This is a genomic window from Vibrio sp. Y2-5, assembly GCF_014596725.1.
In the GTDB taxonomy this organism is placed as follows: Bacteria; Pseudomonadota; Gammaproteobacteria; order Enterobacterales; family Vibrionaceae; genus Vibrio.
Genome location: NZ_JACVEG010000003.1, coordinates 332,283 through 351,518 on the forward strand (window position 1 = coordinate 332,283; position 19,236 = coordinate 351,518).

Sequence of the window (19,236 nt, forward strand, 5' to 3'; positions counted from 1 at the left end):
ACCACCCCAACTTTCCATAATTAAGCCATCTTGGCTTTATACATTTGAGTGTCGGCGATATGAATACAATCATCGATAGACAAATTATCGCCCTTAGATAAATAATAACCATAAGAAATTGTCACATTGAATTTTCGACTGTATATATCAGTAAATTCAAAACAACCAATATTTGATAACTTTTGCTCAATATCTTTTTCGCGGATTTGGCCGATTAAAATGAATTCGTCGCCACCTATACGATAGCTGTCGCAGTTCCAGTAGAAACGTATATTTTCAGCTATTTTCTTTAGTACCTCGTCTCCAACTGCATGACCGTAAGTATCATTTATCGTTTTAAATTTGTTCACATCGAAATAGACCAACACCTGTTCAGGATACAAACCGTGTTTATATTTTTTATACAAAGCCAAGCGATTTTTCAGTTTGGTTAGGCTATCTGTAATCGATTGTTTATGCCAAATAAATGAAAGTAAAATCAATGCAAGCGTTATCACTAAAAACAGCTGTTGACTCTGATTTGTGAACCTTTTTTGGCTTAGTAGAGTTAGTTGCCAGTCTGGTTGGTAATCGTATTTTTTTATTATGCTATCCATATCGATAAGTCGAATAGCTTCATTGAAGAGTTCAGCAAGTTTTCCACCTTCGCTATTTCTTTTAAAAGCGATACCGATTCCATAGCTAAAGAAAGTGCCAATGGTGTCATCTTCTATGATTGGAAAAATTGTTCGAGCATCGCGAACAAGTTCGTTATACGACAGACGTGACATGGCAATATAGTCAATTTCGTTAGCCAAAAGCGCTTGTAGTTGCTCTGTCGCGGTCGTAAAAGCGTGAAAAGACTTGTGCGGAAGCCTACGGTGAAGAATGGCTTCCGTCATTCCGTCTTGAATCACGCCAATACGTTCAGATATAAGTTCAGAAACAGAGCGATATACCCCATCTTTATAACCATTGCGTTTTACAACGATAAGTTCATTAGTATAAAAACTTTCACTCAAATGAACTTGTTCTTCCCGACCAGATACCAACGCTATAGGAGATAGGATATCAATTTCTCCACTGAGTAAGTTTTCATACCGAGATTGCCAATCACTTTCTTTAGCGGCTTTAACATCACACTCAATACGCATCAACAGGCAAGCTTCAATCATCACTTCAGCGGCGATGCCTATAACCTTTCCGTTGTCATTTTGTACACCATAGCGACGGTAGTCCTCGACAGCCACTTTGAAGGGGCGATTGATGTCAACGTCACTCAGCAGCACTCTTTTTCTCAATGCTTGGCGTTGAACGTTGAATTGGTAATTTTCAGCGGTTGTTCGAATAAGGCGTTGAAAATCTGGGTGGTGTATTCGCTGTTCGATTTTTCGTAGAAGTTCGACATTTTCGGGTTTAGCTGTCACTAAAGAGACTGGTTTTAGTGGAAACTGGTAATTGAGTAATTGGGCGTTCATACCGGCTAATGCCATAAATCTCAACTGCACAGCCGAATCAATGACTCCTTCGACTGTGCCATTCTCAAGCCACTCTTTTGCTTGAGCGATATTTGTGTATTTTACGATCTTAAGATTAGGATTATGAGTTAGCATTAACTCAGCGAACACTGTTCCACTGGGAATAGCTAATGTTGAAATATCCCTAATATTGGTTTTGCCTAAACTGAAAAGATAAGTGTATTCAATGTTAGTTGGTTCTGAAAATATCAGCTTCTTTGCACGTTCTTTTGTATAGGTAACACCGATAGCAAAATCAATCTCACCTGTAACAACGGAATCTAACCTTGGTGCATATTCTGCAAAACGAATAAGATCAAACTTTATCGACAGCTCCTGAGCTACTCTTTCCAATATCGTTTCGGATATAACATCATCAGTGCTGATGGCAATACTATAAGTCGATTCGTCAGCAGCAACAGCATTACCTACTAGACGAACCAATAAGCATAGAAAAATGATAATGCGGTAAAAATACTGGAGAACTTTCATTCGCGACTTCGACTTAATGAATACAACAGAGAGTTTAATGGATACAAGGCAGACCAGCCTATAGAGGCTCTCGTAGGAAAATTCTCTAAATCTTGATGACTCTGGGAAATATAACCCTAAAGCATATAAAACCGCTGAATAGTCTCTGACCCAACTTCTTGATTCAGAAAGTATTCCCGCAACCAATGCTGTATAGGCTGTATAAGACCAAAAATCTAACGTTCCTCAATAAAACTTGAAATGAATCCGCGCTCTGAAATCGGCGAATATGCCTACGGTTTTTTATCATTTATCAATGAATTAGATATCTAACTATAATTTTTGCTCAAATTTCCCACAAAAATATCAATTTCTTCTTGATCAGTATTTGGTTTAATACTACTGTATACACATACAGCATGTATAAAAGGACAGTGTTATGCTTAATAGTGAATTGGTAGTTAACAAATCATTCGGTGTTGAATCAAACGTAACTCATTTTGGCAATCCAACGTGTGGGCACTCATATTCCGCGACACAAGCCGCAGATATGTTAGTTCGCCTTTCGCGTCTATCCCAGCACAAACAGTGGATCCTATTTACTGGTGAATGCCCACGTCCTCAATACCACGAGCTATCAGCACACCAAATACATTGCAGTAGAATTCTTCATATGAAGCCATCACAGTCACAATCAGAAATCACCATTGTGATGAAAGCCATTCAATCTGGTAACGCGAGTGCCGTCGTTGCTTCTGGGAACATCGATATTGTCAGCCAAAAACTACTCAAGCAAATGGCAACAGAATATCGCTGTGAAGTATTTTTCTTAGAACCAACATCACCACAATTTCACTAATTTCTATCACTGCTTTTGCCCTCTCCATGAGAGGGCTTTTTCTTCTATTTCCTGAATGCTTTGCATCCCCCACTCTCTAGCATTTCATTTTGTGCATGTTTCTATGACTCTATTTTTACACCATGTCTACGAACAAAAAGATATTTAAGCAAACGTTTGCTTTTTATATGGCGACATAAAATAGTTCTGGTATGATGCGCGCAGTAATTGATATCTCACCGTGCTTAGATATCTTCTTTCTATACCCTCATCTCTTAAGGCTGCCACTGCGACAGTTTATAAGTAACGGGTATATGACGTTTGAAATAAGATAGGAATGTCTCCATGAGCCTTGCTGACCAAGTTCTTGCCGTCAATGACGATCTCCCAATTCGTACCCATCAGCCTGTTCATAGCGGTAAAGTTCGCTCTGTGTACTGGCTAACTGAAGAAGACAGCCGTCGCCTTATCAAAGAGAAAGGCTATGACGTCGCTGAAGATGCCCCACTTGCCATCATGGTAATTAGCGACCGTATCTCTGCGTTCGATTGTATCTGGCATGCTGAAGGCGGCATTGCAGGGGTTCCGGGTAAAGGCGCGGCACTTAATGCTATCTCAAATCATTGGTTCAAACTTTTTAAAGACAACGGTCTTGCGGATAGCCATATTCTGGATATCCCACACCCATTTGTGTGGATTGTTCAAAAAGCCAAGCCAATTAAGATTGAAGCCATTTGTCGTCAATACATCACGGGCTCCATGTGGCGTGCATACGCAAAAGGCGAACGTGAGTTCTGCGGTATTGAACTTCCTGAAGGTTTAGAAAAAGACAAAGCTCTTCCTGAACTGCTAATGACACCTTCAACAAAAGGTATTCTAAAAGGCATTCCTGGCGTTCCTGAAGCAGACGATGTGAACATCACTCGTAAAAATATCGAAGACAACTTCGCAGCATTCAATTTCAGCAAAGCGGAAGATATTGCACTGTACGAAAAACTTCTGAAAGAAGGCTTTAGTGTGATTAGCCAAGCGCTGAAAGAAATCGGCCAGATCTTTGTAGACACCAAATTTGAATTTGGTTACGTAACCGATGCTAACGGCGCAGAAAAACTGATCTACATGGATGAAGTGGGTACTCCAGACTCATCTCGTATTTGGGATGAAGCACAGTACTTACAGGGCAACATCGTTGAGAACTCGAAAGAAGGCTTCCGTCAGTTCCTATTAAACTACTTCCCTGACCCGGATATCCTACTTAACAAAGAGCGTATGCCTGAGCGCGAAGCACTGGCACGTGACAATGCCCTGCCACTAGAAGCACTAATGGATATTTCACGCACTTACTTGGGTATTGCAGAGAAAGTTGTCGGCCATAAAATTGAGCTAAGTGATAATCCTAAGCAGGAAATCATCCAGATTCTAGACGGGCAATATGGTCTGATTGATTAATCTTCTGCTCAGTAAAAAGGGCGTTTAACTACCAGTTTCCAAAAGAAACTATTTAGTTAAGCGCCCTTTTCATTTCTGAATAAAACATCACAGAGTGATAATAAATTCGTCTTGCTTTCCCGCTTTAATATGAGCTTCACAGTGAGATTGGATAGACTCAAGCTGTTGTTCATCCAATGCATATGGCATCACAAGCTTAATTTCTTCAATTCCTTCGCGTTTCGCTAACTTCACCAGTTCAATAAGATTTGACTCATCGCTGTGGTTACTTGATAAACGCTTTAACGCTATTTCCCAAAGCCTATCTTCAGGACTCATTCTTTCTTTTACCGATTCATTCCAGACAGTACCAAAAACCGGAGCAAACGATTTCAGCGCTTCAGAAAAGGTCCATTTCTTGGAACTTGAGGTTCCTAAAAAAGTGGTGTAATCAAACACTGCGCAAATTCGTTGTGGTTTATCCATTCTGTTCCCCGACATAATTGGCAACACAGTGTTATCAATATTAGACATCCCTAACTTTATAGCAATACGATATAAAAAAACGTTCTTTTATGCCCTTATTTTCATGGTCACTGATATATAAAAACCAAATTGGTAACAAAAAGTAGCTACAGCGTTCAACAACCTATGCCTTAATGATTAATATTTTAGATTTAAAACATATTCAGCGGATATCTACGACTCTGCTGGCTTTGCGGTATTGAACCCGATAACCAGACCAACGAGGCAACTCCCAGCGTTTTGGGTCACCTTTGCGTAAACCACTTTGGTATATGACGCACACCAGTTTTCGTTGTACGTGATATTCAACTTGAAGCTGAATATCACTGAGGATTATTTCGAGCGGATATAACTCGGCGAACTCTTCTTTTTCCCAGTATGGTATGCCTTCAAACGGGAAATCGTCGCCACTGAACATCTCTAACTCTTCTAGTGAGCAAATACCTAGTGCTGTCAATTGTTGTTCAAACCAAGTTTCGAAAGTCAGATCGTCATGTTTTTTCGTATTCTCATCCAAACCTAGTTCAACATAGATTTTCCACAATTCAATTTCGGTTGTACGCTGCTTAGCAAATCCAGCAAAACACTCTTCAGCCAAGACGGCTTTTACGATTGATTGAATGGCAAACTTGCCACTGGCTTCTACGTTTTTAGACTTGATTACGCGACCGGCATAAATAAGCTGTTGCTCAGACATCAGCACACCACTATCAAGGCTAGCTTCGACCTGCGCCCAATGCCCGAGTTGTAATTCCTCAATCACATCAAAAGAAACAGGCATCATCACTGTGGCTAGAGTCAGTGTCTGCTTCACTCCCCGTCCAGGCAAACTGTGCTGGTCAAGTACCAATGCAGCTTCTGCGTTATCGGAAAATCGACTGTTTCGACCAATCAGTACTTCCATCTGCCCATTGGCCAGCGCGTCTTTGCGTCTCTCTCTTCGCACAAATACCAACTCTGGATGAAGTGCAGCAATCGTTTGGGTCAAATCGCTTTGTTGATAACGAGAAGCCACTTCTAGTTGGGGTAACTCGTAGATTTCTCGCATTTGTTCAGACAATCCTCGAGCTTCTTTTAAGGCTTCAATATCGAGGCTAACCGCCGAAAATTCTCGTCCTCGAACCAGTTGAATTAACAACTGACCATCACAACATCGAGGTTCTTCTTGATTGAGTTTTTCTAAAGCATCTTCGTTTGATGAGAGTTTATAGACAGATGCCGGTACAGAAAGCGCGGCAGCGAGATCGATCATCGCTTCTTTTAACGCTCTGGTTTCCATACGTGCGACCAAATCGGCATAAAGGGCATCCACCGGAAGTGGAGCTATCTGAACACCATGCTCAGTAATGTTTCCATTCTCATCAATCGCTTTCATTCCTGTGAGAATATCCGTTGCCTGTGATCGCGTTTTCTCTGGTAACGTTTCTAAAAATTGTAAGTCCGATAAACGATGGCCACAGCTCGCGGCTGCTAGCATAGGTTCAACCAGCTCTTCACGTTGTAAAGAAGGGGGCGTTACCGCTTCCAACGCAGCATGTTGCCCATAGAGACGAATCGCAATACCATCCATCACTCGCCCTGCCCGACCGCTTCTCTGTTTGGCGCTGGCTTGCGAAATCTGCTTGAGAGTCAGTGTCGTTCGCCCGTTACGCTGCACATTTCTGCGTTCTAATCCGCTATCGATTACCGCTCCGATATTAGGGATAGTGAGCGACGTTTCAGCGACGTTGGTTGCTAAGACCACTTTCTGCTGGGTTTGTGGAGTAAGAGCGACATTACGTTCTCCATCAGAGACAGAAGCGTGCAACGGAGCCACAACAATATTTTCAATATTGCTCAGTATTTGCTGACACTGCTGAATCTCTTTGCGTCCGGGAAGAAAAACTAAGATATCTGCGCTGGTTCTTGTTAGCACTTCTATAACTTCTTTTTTTACCCGTTCAGCAAGGTGACGAGCGTCTGGTAGCTGCCTTGAATCAGAGGCCCTGTATTCGACCGCAACAGCATAAACACGCCCTTCGGCTTTAAGCCGAACCGCACCTAAGTAATCCGCTAAACGCTCGCCCTCTATCGTCGCAGAGGTAACAATCAATCGGATTCTTTGTTGCTTCTTGAGTAAAGCAACGAGTAGGTCGGTATCCCAACGTCTTTCATGAAACTCGTCCACCATGACAATATCAAAGCTCGCCAGTTTGTCTTCCGAAAACCAACGTAACGCTACACCCGGAGTAGCAAAAACCACCTGTGATTTTTCGCTATAGTGATTTTCCAGTTTTATGGAATAACCAACGCTTTCCCCGACTCGCTCTTTACGCTGTACCGCTAAATATTCCGCCAGAGAGGTGCAAGCAATTCTACGAGGCTCGATGACAAGTACTCTGCCTTGCTCAGCGGCCCAAATAGGCAAACAAGTCGACTTGCCCGAGCCCGTCTCCGCTTCAACAATGACAGGGGATTGGCTAAGCGCGGTTAAAAAGGTGGATTTCAACGGCTGAATAGGAAGTAACGGCATAATAAATAACAAGATTAAACAAACAATGGATGAATGAGCCTACGCGAACATAGATTCTAATCGCGGCTTATCGACAGTATTTCAACTACGATTAACGTCAGTTGCCTTAGAATAATGCAGCATAATGTTCTGAAGTCTAGGGGTTGTCTATTTACAAGACAGTCACCAAGCCGTTATCATTTTTGTGTCAACCTTTTCACATAAATCCATAGGCCAAAAATGAATAACGACAAACGCCCTCTGTATATTTCATATGCTGGGCCTGCTCTATTGAGCACACCTCTACTTAACAAAGGTAGCGGTTTCTCAGCCGAAGAACGTGCACAGTTCAATCTTGAAGGGCTACTGCCTGAAACAACCGAAACAATACAGGAACAAGTGGTTCGTGCCTACCAGCAATATTGTAGCTTTGACAACGATATGGATAAGCACATCTATCTGCGCAACATTCAAGACACAAACGAAACGCTCTTCTACCGCTTAGTGCAAAACCACATTTCAGAGATGATGCCAATCATCTACACGCCGACCGTTGGCGCTGCATGTGAAAACTTTTCTAACATCTACCGTCGTGGTCGTGGCCTATTCATTTCATATTCTAACCGCGATCGTATTGATGACCTGCTTAACAACGCAGCAAACCACAACGTTAAAGTCATCGTTGTTACTGATGGTGAACGTATCCTAGGTTTGGGTGACCAAGGCATCGGTGGTATGGGTATCCCAATTGGTAAGTTATCTCTGTACACCGCATGTGGTGGTATCAGCCCTGCTTATACCTTGCCAATCGTGCTTGATGTCGGCACAAACAACCCGCAACGTTTAGCAGACCCTATGTACATGGGCTGGCGTCATCCTCGTATCACCGGCGCGGAATATAATCAATTCGTAGACGAGTTCATTCAAGCCGTGCAACACCGTTGGCCAGATGCGCTTATTCAATTTGAAGATTTTGCACAGAAAAACGCGATGCCTCTGCTTGAGCGCTACAAAGATCGTATCTGCTGCTTCAATGATGATATTCAAGGTACTGCAGCTATTACTGTTGGTTCACTACTGGCAGCTTGTAAAGCCGCTGGCACACAACTGAGTGAGCAACGCATCACTTTCCTTGGCGCAGGCTCTGCTGGCTGCGGTATCGCGGAAGCGATCATTGCTCAAATGGTTTCTGAAGGTATTTCCGATCAGCAAGCACGTTCACAAGTTTATATGGTTGACCGTTGGGGCCTACTGGAAGAAGGTATGCCGAATCTGCTGGACTTCCAACAACGACTTGTACAGAAAAAAGCGAACACCAAAGACTGGGTTTCTGAAAACAACGGTTATTCATTACTTGAAGTGGTTCGCAATGCTAAACCAACGGTTCTTATCGGTGTTTCTGGCGCTCCTGGCTTGTTCAGTGAAGAAGTGATCAAAGAGATGCATCTGCACTGTCCTCGTCCGATTGTATTCCCGCTTTCGAACCCGACAAGCCGTGTAGAAGCAACGCCAAATGACATTATTCGTTGGACAGACGGCGAAGCATTAGTCGCAACAGGCAGCCCGTTCGAGCCAGTGGTTCATGAAGGTAAAACTTACCCAATCGCCCAATGTAACAACAGTTATATCTTCCCGGGCATTGGCCTTGGTGTGCTTGCTGTTGGCGCAAAACGTGTAACAGATGCGATGCTGATGGAATCAAGCCGTGCGCTAGCAACTTGTTCACCATTAGCAATTAATGGTCACGGTCCATTATTACCACCTTTGGAAGCCATCCACTCTGTATCGAAGAAAATTGCCTTTGCTGTGGCGAAGAAAGCCATTGAACAAGGTGTTGCACTAGAGATTACAGATGAAGCACTAGAACTGGCTATCGAAAACCATTTCTGGCAACCAACGTACCGCCGCTACAAACGCACAGCGTTCTAATTCGATAGACCTAAGCCCCCACAAACCAAATGCGGGGGCTTTTTATATAGCACAACCATTCACCCAATAAATAATCTTCTGTTTGGTAAATACCTATGTTAAGTTTCTTTGCTCCTGCCGGACATTACATTGCCCCGTATCTGAGTGACATTTCCGTTGCCTTAATCGCCTGCTTGCTGGTGATGCTGGGTGGAGAGATTAATGCTTTATTACGCCGTATCATGCGTAATCAGCACTTTATTTTTAGAACTGTCGCCTTTATCTTAGTCAATGCGTTTGGTTACGGATTAATCATTATCAAAGCTAGCCCTTACTTAACTCGGACACTCGCAAACTTAGAACAGGGCATGATGTTTTGTTTAGTCACTGGCAGTTTTGTTGTAATTGGATTATGGGCTCAAAAACATCGTCACATCTAAAATCGAATTCGCTCAGTATGCGTATGCTTAAATGCAAAAGCTGTAAGTTTAAAAACATGCCTTGGCTTAAGCGTGGTTTGCGACTTCTCTCCATATTCGTGATCCTAAGTGCACTCTCCATATATGGAATCGATCGCTGGGTAAGCTGGAGAAGTGAAGACCATATCATTAGCGATATCACACAGGTTCCTGAATTTCAGGTAGCTGTGGTTTTGGGTACCAGTAAGTATCTGGGCAAAACACTTAACGAATACTATTCACATCGCATCAATGCGGCCATCTCACTTTATGACCTAGGTAAAGTGCATCGTTTCTTACTCAGTGGCGACAATGCCCACCGTTCCTACAATGAACCTTGGACGATGAAGCGAGATCTGCTGAAAGCAGGCATTCCAGACGCCAGTATATTTTTGGATTACGCGGGGTTTAGAACTTTAGATTCCATCATTCGCGCAAAACGCATTTTTGACACCGATAACTTCTTAATCATCACACAACGTTTTCACTGTGAGCGTGCGTTGTTTATTGCACAGTATCACGACATTAATGCCACCTGCCTAGCGGTTTCAGACCCAGTTAATCATTCCGGGCTTAAGATCCGAACTAGAGAAGTTTTTGCACGCACAAAAGCGTTTTTCGATCTCTACATTTTTAATACTCAACCTAAGTTCTTAGGTCCTAAAGAGCCAATTGTTATAGAGTCAGAACCTAACTCCGAGTTAGAAGCTACGATTGATTCGGAGCAATCCACAGACTCAACACCACAAACTCAAACAGTTGAAGAAATGGCAGAACAACCGCCACAGGACGACTCGCAATAGCTTTTAGCTGACAATTCTTGGTTTTTTGCCACCATTATTTATTGTTGCCACCATTTTTTGTTACAGTTGGCGCAAACTAATAAAACACGAGTATTGTCATGTCAGTCATCGCATCGGGCGTATTAAACAAAATGCGCGCTCAACTGGGCGAAAATGTCCATTATCAATTGCCTGTCGGCGAAGGTTTTGTCGACCTGAATCCGTTCATCAATAAACCCATCACGTTAAAGCACACTGGCAATATTTTCTGTTGTTCATGCGGTAAGAAAACCAAGAAAAGTTATTCGCAGGGTCATTGCTATGTGTGTATGACTAAGCTGGCGAGCTGCGACATGTGTATTATGAAGCCGGAAACTTGCCACTTTGAGCAAGGCACTTGCCGTGAACCAGATTGGGCACAAGATAACTGTATGGTTGATCATTATGTTTACCTATCAAACACGTCAAGTTTGAAGGTGGGCATCACGCGTCATACTCAAATTCCAACCCGCTGGATAGATCAAGGAGCGACTCAAGGCCTGCCTATCTATAAGGTTAAAACACGCCATATCTCTGGTTTGATTGAAGTTGAACTGGCTAAACACATCGCCGACAAAACAAACTGGCGTACATTGTTAAAAGGGAATGGTGACCCGCTACCTTTAGAGGAACAGTTCTCTAAACTACGTCCTCTGGTCGAAGAGAAGATTGCCGAGATTAAACAACGTTTCGGTGACGATGCCGTTGAAGAGGTCAATGCTCAAATCACCGAGATTCAATACCCTGTTGAAGTATTTCCAACTAAGATCGCCTCGCATAACTTTGATAAAGAACCAGTTGTTAGCGGCGTACTGCAAGGTATAAAAGGCCAATACCTCATTTTGGATACAGGTGTTATCAACATTCGCAAGTTCACCTCTTATGAAGTCGAAGTAAGTGCAGAATAAGCTCTATTTATAAAGAAGAAAGGCTCGGTATATTACCGAGCCCTTCGTTTTAAAACTTTGTTATTTCAGAACCTAAAAGCTAGAAAGCACTTTAAACAGCTCGTCTATTTCACTTTTAGTGTTGTAGTGCATAAAGCCTATACGAATCACACCACCATTTTGTTCCAACCCAAGCTGACGAACCAATCCCAGAGCATAGAAGTGTCCGTTCCAGACACAGATGTTGTGCTCACCTAAGGTTTTTGCGACAAATTCCGGCGGGAAATGATTGATTCGAATAGCAAATGTTGGGGTACGTTTCTCACTATCAGAATACGGTAAACCATAAAGTGTCACGCCATTAAGTTGGCTTAACTTTTCTAGAAAGTAAGCACTTAATTGTTGTTCATGGTGATTATACTGCTCAAAGCTCGTAGCTAACCTTTGGCGCAAACTGTCTTCAGGATTTCCCCATTGGGCGAGATATTCAATCGCCGCAATCACACCTGCTAAACCTTCAAAGCTTTGCGTGCCCGTTTCATAACGACCCGGACCAATATTGGTTGCAGGTTCAACCTTATAAGGCTTCAACGCATGCAACCAGTGAGGCGCAACATAAGCAATACCCACATGTGGGCCGAAGAATTTATAGGCAGAACACGCAAGAAAATCACAGCCCAACTGCTGGACATCAATCAGGTGGTGCGGCGCATAATGAACAGCATCAACATAGACGATAGCACCAAAGCGGTGCGCTTCATCGACAATTCGTTTCACATCAACAATTGATCCAGTGGTATTCGAAGCGTAAGTCACCGCCACCAATTTGGTTTTATGGTTAATTAAAGACAGCAAATGTTCGGTATCCAAAGTGCAATCTCTTGTATCCACTTGTGCCTGATGAACAACAACACCTTTGTCCTGTGCTGCTTGTTGCCAGCTTGAAACATTTGAGTAATGGTCAAGGGCTGTCACTATGATTTCATCCCCCTCATTCCACTCACGGCTGATAGCTCGGCTAAGCTGAAAGGTCAGTGACGTCATATTTGCACCAAAAACAATGTTGCCTGATGACTCTGCATTTAAAAGCGCCTGAGCATGTTCGCGAGCTTGTTGCATCAAGTCGGTGGTAATTCGGCTCGAAAAATAGTGCCCACCCAAATTGGAGTTGTAGTGACCAAGGTAGTGCGACATCTTTTCAATCACAGAATGTGGCACCTGAGAACCACCCGGCCCATCAAAGAAAATGACAGGCTTGTCGTTATGCATTTGAGAGAGAGCAGAAAACTGCCCTCTCACTGCTTCTAAACTGAATGCATTAAGATTGGAGGGCATTCTTTGCTCCTTTCGCGGTTAATACGAATACGTCCATATGCCCTTCTTCACCATGTTCGACTGAACGAATCGGACGAGCGTTATGCCAAAGTATGTTGTCTGCCAGCATGGCAACTTCACCGTTATCTAACACTTTGCGGAAAAACGGCGCGTCATGGCAGTCTTGGTACAGCATGATCTCCCCGCCCACGATATTGTGTCGGTCGATACCAATAATGGCGATATGGTCAAAGCCATCTTGATGAACCCCTTCAGGTGCGACTTGAGTTTCATCGTAAATAGCCGCTATACGCATCTGGTGAATTTCAATTTCATGACCGTCTGGCAATTCATTGCTGGTTACAAACAGCTCGCACATTTCTCTCATGCCTTCGCTTTTCAAAATCGCGGGTAAGATCGGTTCAAAGTGACGTACGACATTACCTTGGAAATGATTAATCTCGTCAGACTGCATAAAATCGTGTTTCTTTGTAGCAACAACTTCGCCTCCAATGAAACGAACCACAGAGTAACGACGTAGTCGATACTGTCCGTCAGCATGTTCAGTGCGTGGCAAGTTGACAAAGGATGGCGCAAGCTGAGATAAAGCGTTTTGACTCAATTGAGTGATATGTAGGGTATTTAAGTGTGAGTGCAACATCATCGACTCCTTAATGAATACACTTTTGTTATTATTATATTTAACAATTGTTTTACATTTATAGTACGCATTAATTTGGCTAATTCCAGTTTTTACGGCAATAAAACCCGCATATTTAAACAAAAAAGAATAAAACACCATTAAAATCGGAATTATGGTTCATTACTTCAATCCACAACCTTTAGATAGGTTAAATTTGAACGCTTTACCTTAAACTCACCTAACATACTCATTTAAATATATTATTCTTCATTTCCAGAGACGAATTCGCTTAACTTTACTTATTTAAAGGGTGAAGAATTTTTCGCTATGCAACAGGTCAAACGAAGAGACGAAAGCCTAAAGCAAAAGCTCTAGACTCAAGTCATTATGAAGTCATTTAATATCAGGCGTGATACGCGAACAACGCCGAAGAAATTCCCGCCCTTTCTCTTCAAACTACCAATTTGATAGAAGCGTTAATGCCGTTTCGGCATGACAGGATTGAACAAAGATATGGTCGTGATAAAAAGCGGCAATCACATTCGCGCTAATACCATGAGAAGCTAATTTGGTAGACACGGCAGCCGTTAAACCCACAGCATCGAGGCTGGAATGCACCGTTAATGTGATTTGTCGGTATGTGTTTTCAAACTCGATGTGATTCTCCAAAGCCGTCTGTTTACGTATCACCAAACTTAAGCCTTCTTCTTCACAGAAAGTCGCAACGGGCTGCCAGTGCAGATACTCATCCACCCTGCCAGTTAGTGTGCAAAACACAAATTCCTCTTCAACTAAATGCGGCTGCATTGAACTAAGTAGTTGTTGTAAGTCTGTTATTCCTGCCATTTTTGCTCCATTCTCAAGCTGATGGCTCAAATCCCTTTTAAAAACAAGGAATTCAACCCTATTTATAATTCTAAACTATAACCATTTATTCGGCTGTTTCTCCTTTTATTCCTAGTAAATTATCCCTACAATCGAGTTAACTTTTCGATCATTAAACGATTGGAGCAATAATGAGCGACGTTAAACACTGCAAACTTCTTATCTTAGGTTCGGGCCCTGCTGGCTATACCGCAGCGGTATATGCAGCGCGCGCGAATTTAAACCCTGTGTTAGTGACTGGCATGCAACAAGGCGGTCAGCTGACTACAACAACTGAAGTCGAAAACTGGCCAGGTGATGCTGAAGGTCTAACAGGCCCAGCACTAATGGACAGAATGAAAGAGCACGCAGAGCGATTTGAAACAGAGATCGTGTTCGACCATATCAACGAAGTTGATTTCAGCCAGCGTCCTTTCCGTCTAAAAGGTGATTCAGGCGAATACACCTGTGATGCGTTAATTATTTCTACTGGCGCCTCAGCGAAGTATCTCGGTCTGGATTCTGAAGAAGCCTTTAAAGGTCGTGGCGTATCGGCTTGTGCGACGTGTGACGGTTTCTTCTATCGTAACCAAAAAGTCGCGGTTGTGGGCGGCGGTAACACTGCGGTTGAAGAAGCGCTGTATCTCTCAAACATCGCATCTGAAGTTCATCTAATTCACCGTCGCGATAGCTTCCGTGCAGAAAAGATCTTGATAAACCGTCTGATGGACAAAGTTGAGAACGGCAACATCGTTCTGCACACCGATCGCACTCTTGATGAAGTTTTGGGTGACGAGATGGGCGTGACAGGTGTTCGCCTAAAAGATACTCAATCAGACAAAACTGAAGACCTAGAAGTTATGGGCGCATTCATCGCGATTGGTCACCAGCCAAATACATCGATGTTTGAAGGCAAACTTGAAATGAAAGACGGCTATATTGTCGTGAAATCAGGTCTGGAAGGTAATGCCACTCAAACCAGCATTGAAGGTATCTTTGCAGCAGGTGACGTGATGGACCACAACTACCGTCAAGCGATTACTTCTGCTGGTACAGGTTGTATGGCTGCGTTAGACGCGGAACGCTACCTAGACAGCCTTAATGACAAATAAACAAACAATTAATTTGCTTCAATTGTCATAACGTTATGCACGAACTAGTTGAGATTGCAGGTAGGCGGCAAGCGATTGAGGCCCCATGAGCATAGATAACTATGTGATTGGGGCGAAAGAGCGCAGTCAACACCGCTGCAATTTCAAATAGGATGTGCATATCTTAAACCCAGCGGTATATCCGCTGGGTTTTCTTTTGTATACTACTCAGCCTCAACAAAGCCCCCAACTTATTGACGTAACAGCTCGGCGGCAAGTGAATAGACTCCATTTATCACCAGCCAATAGGTGATCGGAGCCACTGAACACAGGCAGAACCGATGTCACTCCATCAAGGAAGGGGATTACATAATGATTATGATTAAGCCTTTACATAATGGATAAGAAAAAACAACGTAGCTTGAACGCATGGCTCAAGCAGCAAAGTAAATTAGCCAAACGCTGGCTTATGATTGCTGTGGGGCTTGGGGTACTTTCGAGCCTATTTCTACTTGCCCAAGCCGCACTGCTCGCGACAATTTTGCATCAGCTGATTATCGAGCACGCAGACAAATATTCTCTAATCCCTTACTTTTTGGGTCTAGTGGTGACTGTTGCTGCACGCGCTGGATGTACTTGGGGACGAGAGATCGCAGGCTTTAAAGCGGGTAAAGAAATTCGAATTTATATCCGCCAGTTGATCTTCGATAAACTGCGTGAGTTAGGCCCTGCTTATATCAAAGGAAAGCCGGCTGGCGCATGGGCGACTCTGACACTTGAGCAAGTTGAAAACATGCATGACTTCTTTGCTCGTTACTTACCGCAGATGTCGCTTTCCGTATTGATCCCGTTTGTCATTCTCATCGTGGTATTTCCAGTCAACTGGGCTGCAGGTTTGATCTTCCTGATCACCGCTCCCCTTGTTCCGCTATTTATGGCGCTTGTTGGCATTAAAGCGGCTGACGCTGGCAGAAAGAACTTCAAAGCACTGCAACGCCTCTCTGGTCACTTCTATGATCGCTTACAGTCAATGACGACGATTCGTCTGTTTGACCGTACAGCAGCAGAAACAGAGCACATGCGCGGCGCATCTGAAGTATTCCGTAAACGGACGATGGATGTTCTACGCATAGCATTCTTGTCTTCAGCCGTTCTTGAATTCTTTACTTCAATTTCAATTGCTATAACTGCGGTTTACTTCGGTTTCAGCTTTATCGGCGAATTAGAATTTGGTTACTACGGCGCAGGCGTCACCTTATTCTCAGGTCTATTTATTCTTATCCTCGCTCCTGAGTTTTATCAGCCACTGCGTGAGCTTGGTACTTATTATCATGCGAAGCAGCAAGCAGTAGGTGCGGCTGAAAGTATTGTTGAATTCTTACAAACCGATGTGAGCAAAGTGGCTTCGGGCTCAACGCCTCTTCCGACGAATCACCAAGCGACCAATGATTCTGTTGAGATCGTTGCTCGTGATTTGGAAGTTCTTAGCCCCGAAGGTAAACGCTTAGTTGGTCCTGTTTCTTTCACTCTAAATAGCCATGAAACCACTGCATTAGTTGGCCCAAGCGGCGCAGGTAAAACCAGCCTGATAAATGCAATATTAGGGTTTATGCCATATCAAGGCAGTTTAACGATTAATGGTATCGAGCTTAGCCAACTCGATCATACAAGTTGGCGTAAAGCGATTAGCTGGGTTGGTCAAAATCCGTTACTGGTACACGGCACCATTCGTGACAACGTAACTCTAGGTAAAGACGATATCACTGACCAAGCCGTTCAGGAAGTGCTCGATAATGCTTATGCTTCTGAGTTTGTTAATAAGCATGGCTTGGATTATATGATCAGTGACCGCTCTGGTGGCTTGTCTGTAGGGCAGGCACAACGCTTGGCCCTAGCCCGCGCTATGCTGCAAAAAGGCAATTTCTGGTTACTGGATGAACCAACCGCAAGTTTGGATGCACGCAGCGAACAGTTGGTCATGCAAGGTCTTAATACTCAAATTGCTGACAAAACAGCGCTGCTTGTCACTCACCAACTACTCCCATTGAAATCCGTCAATCAAATCCTCGTCATGCGCGATGGCTTGCTTGAACAATCCGGAGATTTCAATACGCTCAGCCAACAAGAAGGTCTATTTGCCTCAATGTTAGCGTCCAATCAAGCCGTTCAAGAAGCTGATAAGGGGAATCTCGATGCGTGATTTACTGCCGTACTTAAAACTGTATAAAAAGCACTGGTTTGGTTTGTCTCTCGGGATGTTGCTGGCATTTTTAACCCTGCTAGCGTCTATAGGTCTGCTCACCCTTTCCGGCTGGTTCCTCTCTGCCGCTGCGGTTGCTGGCTTAACCATTGCCCGTGAAACATTCAACTATATGTTGCCGGGTGCATTCGTTCGTGGATTCGCCATGGGGCGTACTGCCGGACGCTGGGGAGAACGAGTCGTTAGCCATAACGCAACGTTCAAGCTGCTGACTGACTTGCGAATTTTCTTTTTTGAAAAACTCGCGCCTATGATTCCAGGCCGAATCTCAAACCTGCGTGATGCAGACCTTTTAAACCGTCTTGTTGCCGATATTGATGCAATGGACCATGTTTACTTGCGTCTTATCAGCCCAGTGACCGTTGGTGTACTCGGTATTGCTGCAATCACTGCCCTACTTTGCTGGTTTGACTCAAGCTTAGGGTTAGTACTGGGTTCCGTGTTACTTGTACTATTACTGCTTTGGCCAGTGATGTTCTACAAGCTTGGCAAACGTAACGGTGCTGAACTGACCCAAAATAAAGCGGACATGCGTATTGCAACCATGGACTGGCTACAAGGGTATAGCGAACTCACTATCTTTGGTGCGGAATCTCGTTACCGCGAAGCCATTTACATTGCGCAAGAAAAACTACTGACCAACCAGAAAATCAATGCGAGCTTTACTGGTTTAGCCCAAGCCCTTCTGTTATTAGCAAACGGCTGGACACTCGTTCTTATGCTTTGGTTAGCCGCTGACGGTGTCAACGGTCAGGCACCTGACCCAATGATTGCTCTGATGATCTTCGCCACAATGGCAAGCTTTGAGCTACTTATGCCAATTGCAGGTGCGTTCCAACATTTAGGACAAACACTGACTTCTGCCCGCCGTTTGAATGAAGTTATTCTTAGTGAGCCTGATGTTGTATTCCCTAAGCAGAATGCACCACATTCAGGCGAGTTTTCCGTTGAGTTCGACGGAGTGTCGTTCCAATATCCTGACAGCGAACAGCAAGTGTTGAATAGCGTCCAAGTTTCAGTACCAGCCGGCCACAAACTTGCCATTGTGGGTCAAACAGGTTCTGGTAAATCAACGCTGATCCAATTGCTCTGCCGTTACTGGGATACTAACCAAGGTGAGATTCGAATCGCCGGAACGCCTCTGAAACACTGGAGTGAAAGTGACCTGCGCGCATCCATCAGTGTGGTGAGTCAGCGAGTCGACGTCTTGAATGGCTCCTTACGTGACAACCTGTTAATGGCGAAACCGAAAGCTACGGACGAAGAACTGTGCGCTATTCTAGAGCGAGTGGGATTACAGAAGCTACTTGAAGCTCCGGGACTAGATGCATGGTTGGGAGATGGCGGACGTCAGCTTTCAGGAGGAGAGAAACGCCGTATTGGCATCTCACGCGCTATTTTGCATAACGCCCCTATTCTATTGCTGGATGAACCTACCGAAGGTTTGGATAAACAGACAGAACAACAAATCATGGATCTGTTTAAATCGCATTTCGCGGGTAAAACGGTCATATTCATTACGCACCGTCTGATTAATTTGGATCAAATGGATGCGATATGCCTGATTGAACAAGGTGACGTAGTCGAACACGGCAGCCATCAAGCGCTACTCGCACAACAAGGTCGCTATTATCAGCTGACTCAGACCTTATAAAAGGCAAAGCCCTTTAGTTTCCTAAAGGGCTTTTTTGTTCTCGCCTCCACCCATGAAAATATGTAGGCTTCAGATACAAAAAATCCC

Annotated in this window: 15 protein-coding genes; 9 read left to right on the plus strand and 6 right to left on the minus strand. The window is 43.8% G+C overall.

Annotation, left to right across the window (positions count from 1 at the left end; translation table 11 throughout):
• Positions 1-20: 20 nt before the first annotated feature.
• On the minus strand, positions 21-1,988 hold the full coding sequence (locus HUO09_RS10920) for a GGDEF domain-containing protein (protein ID WP_188234002.1): 1,968 nt from the start codon (positions 1,986-1,988) through the stop codon (positions 21-23).
• 418 nt (positions 1,989-2,406) lie between these two features.
• On the opposite strand from HUO09_RS10920, the gene HUO09_RS10925 reads away from it, so the two are divergent.
• Complete coding sequence (locus HUO09_RS10925) at positions 2,407-2,826, plus strand: hypothetical protein (protein ID WP_223159394.1); 420 nt, start codon at positions 2,407-2,409, stop codon at positions 2,824-2,826.
• A gap of 324 nt (positions 2,827-3,150) precedes the next feature.
• Positions 3,151-4,254: a phosphoribosylaminoimidazolesuccinocarboxamide synthase gene (locus HUO09_RS10930; RefSeq protein WP_188234003.1), complete on the plus strand. Its 1,104-nt coding sequence runs from the start codon at positions 3,151-3,153 to the stop codon at positions 4,252-4,254.
• Positions 4,255-4,341: 87 nt separating this feature from the next.
• Here the strand turns inward: HUO09_RS10930 and HUO09_RS10935 are convergent, their stop codons facing one another.
• Together HUO09_RS10935 and HUO09_RS10940 are read right to left on the minus strand one after the other, a co-directional pair.
• Positions 4,342-4,734, minus strand: coding sequence for a transporter (locus HUO09_RS10935; protein WP_167412044.1), 393 nt, complete (start codon positions 4,732-4,734; stop codon positions 4,342-4,344).
• A gap of 187 nt (positions 4,735-4,921) precedes the next feature.
• Positions 4,922-7,270, minus strand: a complete 2,349-nt coding sequence (locus tag HUO09_RS10940) for a helicase-related protein (RefSeq protein WP_188234004.1) — start codon at positions 7,268-7,270, stop codon at positions 4,922-4,924.
• A gap of 219 nt (positions 7,271-7,489) precedes the next feature.
• Between HUO09_RS10940 and HUO09_RS10945 the strand changes: the two genes are divergently transcribed.
• The 4 genes from HUO09_RS10945 (at position 7,490) to HUO09_RS10960 (ending at position 11,344) form a co-directional block, all read left to right on the plus strand.
• Positions 7,490-9,178, plus strand: a complete 1,689-nt coding sequence (locus HUO09_RS10945; protein WP_167412019.1) for an NAD-dependent malic enzyme — start codon at positions 7,490-7,492, stop codon at positions 9,176-9,178.
• Positions 9,179-9,273: 95 nt separating this feature from the next.
• Positions 9,274-9,597 (plus strand): DUF3392 domain-containing protein, encoded by a 324-nt coding sequence (locus HUO09_RS10950; RefSeq protein ID WP_223159396.1) that lies wholly within the window; start codon positions 9,274-9,276, stop codon positions 9,595-9,597.
• A complete protein-coding gene (locus tag HUO09_RS10955) occupies positions 9,570-10,418 on the plus strand; it encodes an ElyC/SanA/YdcF family protein (RefSeq protein WP_188234005.1) in 849 nt (282 codons plus the stop codon). Before HUO09_RS10950 ends, HUO09_RS10955 begins: the two co-directional genes overlap by 28 nt.
• Positions 10,419-10,516: 98 nt before the next feature.
• Complete coding sequence (locus HUO09_RS10960) at positions 10,517-11,344, plus strand: DUF2797 domain-containing protein (RefSeq protein WP_188234006.1); 828 nt, start codon at positions 10,517-10,519, stop codon at positions 11,342-11,344.
• Between the two features lie 72 nt (positions 11,345-11,416).
• On the opposite strand, the gene HUO09_RS10965 is transcribed toward HUO09_RS10960, so the two are convergent.
• The 3 genes from HUO09_RS10965 to HUO09_RS10975 all read right to left on the minus strand — a co-directional run bounded on the left by HUO09_RS10965 (position 11,417) and on the right by HUO09_RS10975 (position 14,126).
• Entirely contained in the window at positions 11,417-12,658 is a 1,242-nt protein-coding gene (locus tag HUO09_RS10965) for a cysteine desulfurase-like protein (RefSeq protein ID WP_167412023.1), read from the minus strand.
• Entirely contained in the window at positions 12,642-13,298 is a 657-nt protein-coding gene (locus HUO09_RS10970) for a 2OG-Fe dioxygenase family protein (RefSeq protein ID WP_188234007.1), read from the minus strand. Before HUO09_RS10970 ends, HUO09_RS10965 begins: the two co-directional genes overlap by 17 nt.
• A 438-nt stretch (positions 13,299-13,736) precedes the next feature.
• The gene (locus HUO09_RS10975; protein WP_167412025.1) at positions 13,737-14,126 is read right to left on the minus strand and encodes an ACT domain-containing protein; all 390 of its coding nucleotides are present in this window, start codon (positions 14,124-14,126) and stop codon (positions 13,737-13,739) included.
• Between the two features lie 170 nt (positions 14,127-14,296).
• Here HUO09_RS10975 and trxB point away from each other — a divergent pair, with 170 nt between their 5' ends.
• The 3 genes from trxB (at position 14,297) to cydC (ending at position 19,149) form a co-directional block, all read left to right on the plus strand.
• The gene (gene trxB / locus HUO09_RS10980; RefSeq protein WP_188234008.1) at positions 14,297-15,256 is read left to right on the plus strand and encodes a thioredoxin-disulfide reductase; all 960 of its coding nucleotides are present in this window, start codon (positions 14,297-14,299) and stop codon (positions 15,254-15,256) included.
• A gap of 376 nt (positions 15,257-15,632) precedes the next feature.
• On the plus strand, positions 15,633-17,435 hold the full coding sequence (gene cydD, locus HUO09_RS10985; RefSeq protein WP_188234009.1) for a cysteine/glutathione ABC transporter permease/ATP-binding protein CydD: 1,803 nt from the start codon (positions 15,633-15,635) through the stop codon (positions 17,433-17,435).
• On the plus strand, positions 17,428-19,149 hold the full coding sequence (gene cydC, locus HUO09_RS10990; RefSeq protein ID WP_188234010.1) for a cysteine/glutathione ABC transporter ATP-binding protein/permease CydC: 1,722 nt from the start codon (positions 17,428-17,430) through the stop codon (positions 19,147-19,149). Before cydD ends, cydC begins: the two co-directional genes overlap by 8 nt.
• Positions 19,150-19,236 lie beyond the last annotated feature (87 nt).

Excerpts from the sequence above, each read along its gene's own strand:
- trxB (WP_188234008.1), top strand. The coding sequence starts at position 14,297 with ATGAGCGACGTTAAACACTGCAAACTTCTTATCTTAGGTTCGGGCCCT.
- HUO09_RS10950 (WP_223159396.1), top strand. The coding sequence starts at position 9,274 with ATGTTAAGTTTCTTTGCTCCTGCCGGACATTACATTGCCCCGTATCTG.
- HUO09_RS10975 (WP_167412025.1), bottom strand. The coding sequence starts at position 14,126 with ATGGCAGGAATAACAGACTTACAACAACTACTTAGTTCAATGCAGCCG.
- HUO09_RS10945 (WP_167412019.1), top strand. The coding sequence starts at position 7,490 with ATGAATAACGACAAACGCCCTCTGTATATTTCATATGCTGGGCCTGCT.
- HUO09_RS10935 (WP_167412044.1), bottom strand. The coding sequence starts at position 4,734 with ATGTCGGGGAACAGAATGGATAAACCACAACGAATTTGCGCAGTGTTT.
- HUO09_RS10970 (WP_188234007.1), bottom strand. The coding sequence starts at position 13,298 with ATGTTGCACTCACACTTAAATACCCTACATATCACTCAATTGAGTCAA.
- HUO09_RS10930 (WP_188234003.1), top strand. The coding sequence starts at position 3,151 with ATGAGCCTTGCTGACCAAGTTCTTGCCGTCAATGACGATCTCCCAATT.
- cydD (WP_188234009.1), top strand. The coding sequence starts at position 15,633 with ATGGATAAGAAAAAACAACGTAGCTTGAACGCATGGCTCAAGCAGCAA.
- HUO09_RS10925 (WP_223159394.1), top strand. The coding sequence starts at position 2,407 with ATGCTTAATAGTGAATTGGTAGTTAACAAATCATTCGGTGTTGAATCA.
- cydC (WP_188234010.1), top strand. The coding sequence starts at position 17,428 with ATGCGTGATTTACTGCCGTACTTAAAACTGTATAAAAAGCACTGGTTT.
- HUO09_RS10955 (WP_188234005.1), top strand. The coding sequence starts at position 9,570 with ATGGGCTCAAAAACATCGTCACATCTAAAATCGAATTCGCTCAGTATG.
- HUO09_RS10940 (WP_188234004.1), bottom strand. The coding sequence starts at position 7,270 with ATGCCGTTACTTCCTATTCAGCCGTTGAAATCCACCTTTTTAACCGCG.
- HUO09_RS10960 (WP_188234006.1), top strand. The coding sequence starts at position 10,517 with ATGTCAGTCATCGCATCGGGCGTATTAAACAAAATGCGCGCTCAACTG.
- HUO09_RS10965 (WP_167412023.1), bottom strand. The coding sequence starts at position 12,658 with ATGCCCTCCAATCTTAATGCATTCAGTTTAGAAGCAGTGAGAGGGCAG.
- HUO09_RS10920 (WP_188234002.1), bottom strand. The coding sequence starts at position 1,988 with ATGAAAGTTCTCCAGTATTTTTACCGCATTATCATTTTTCTATGCTTA.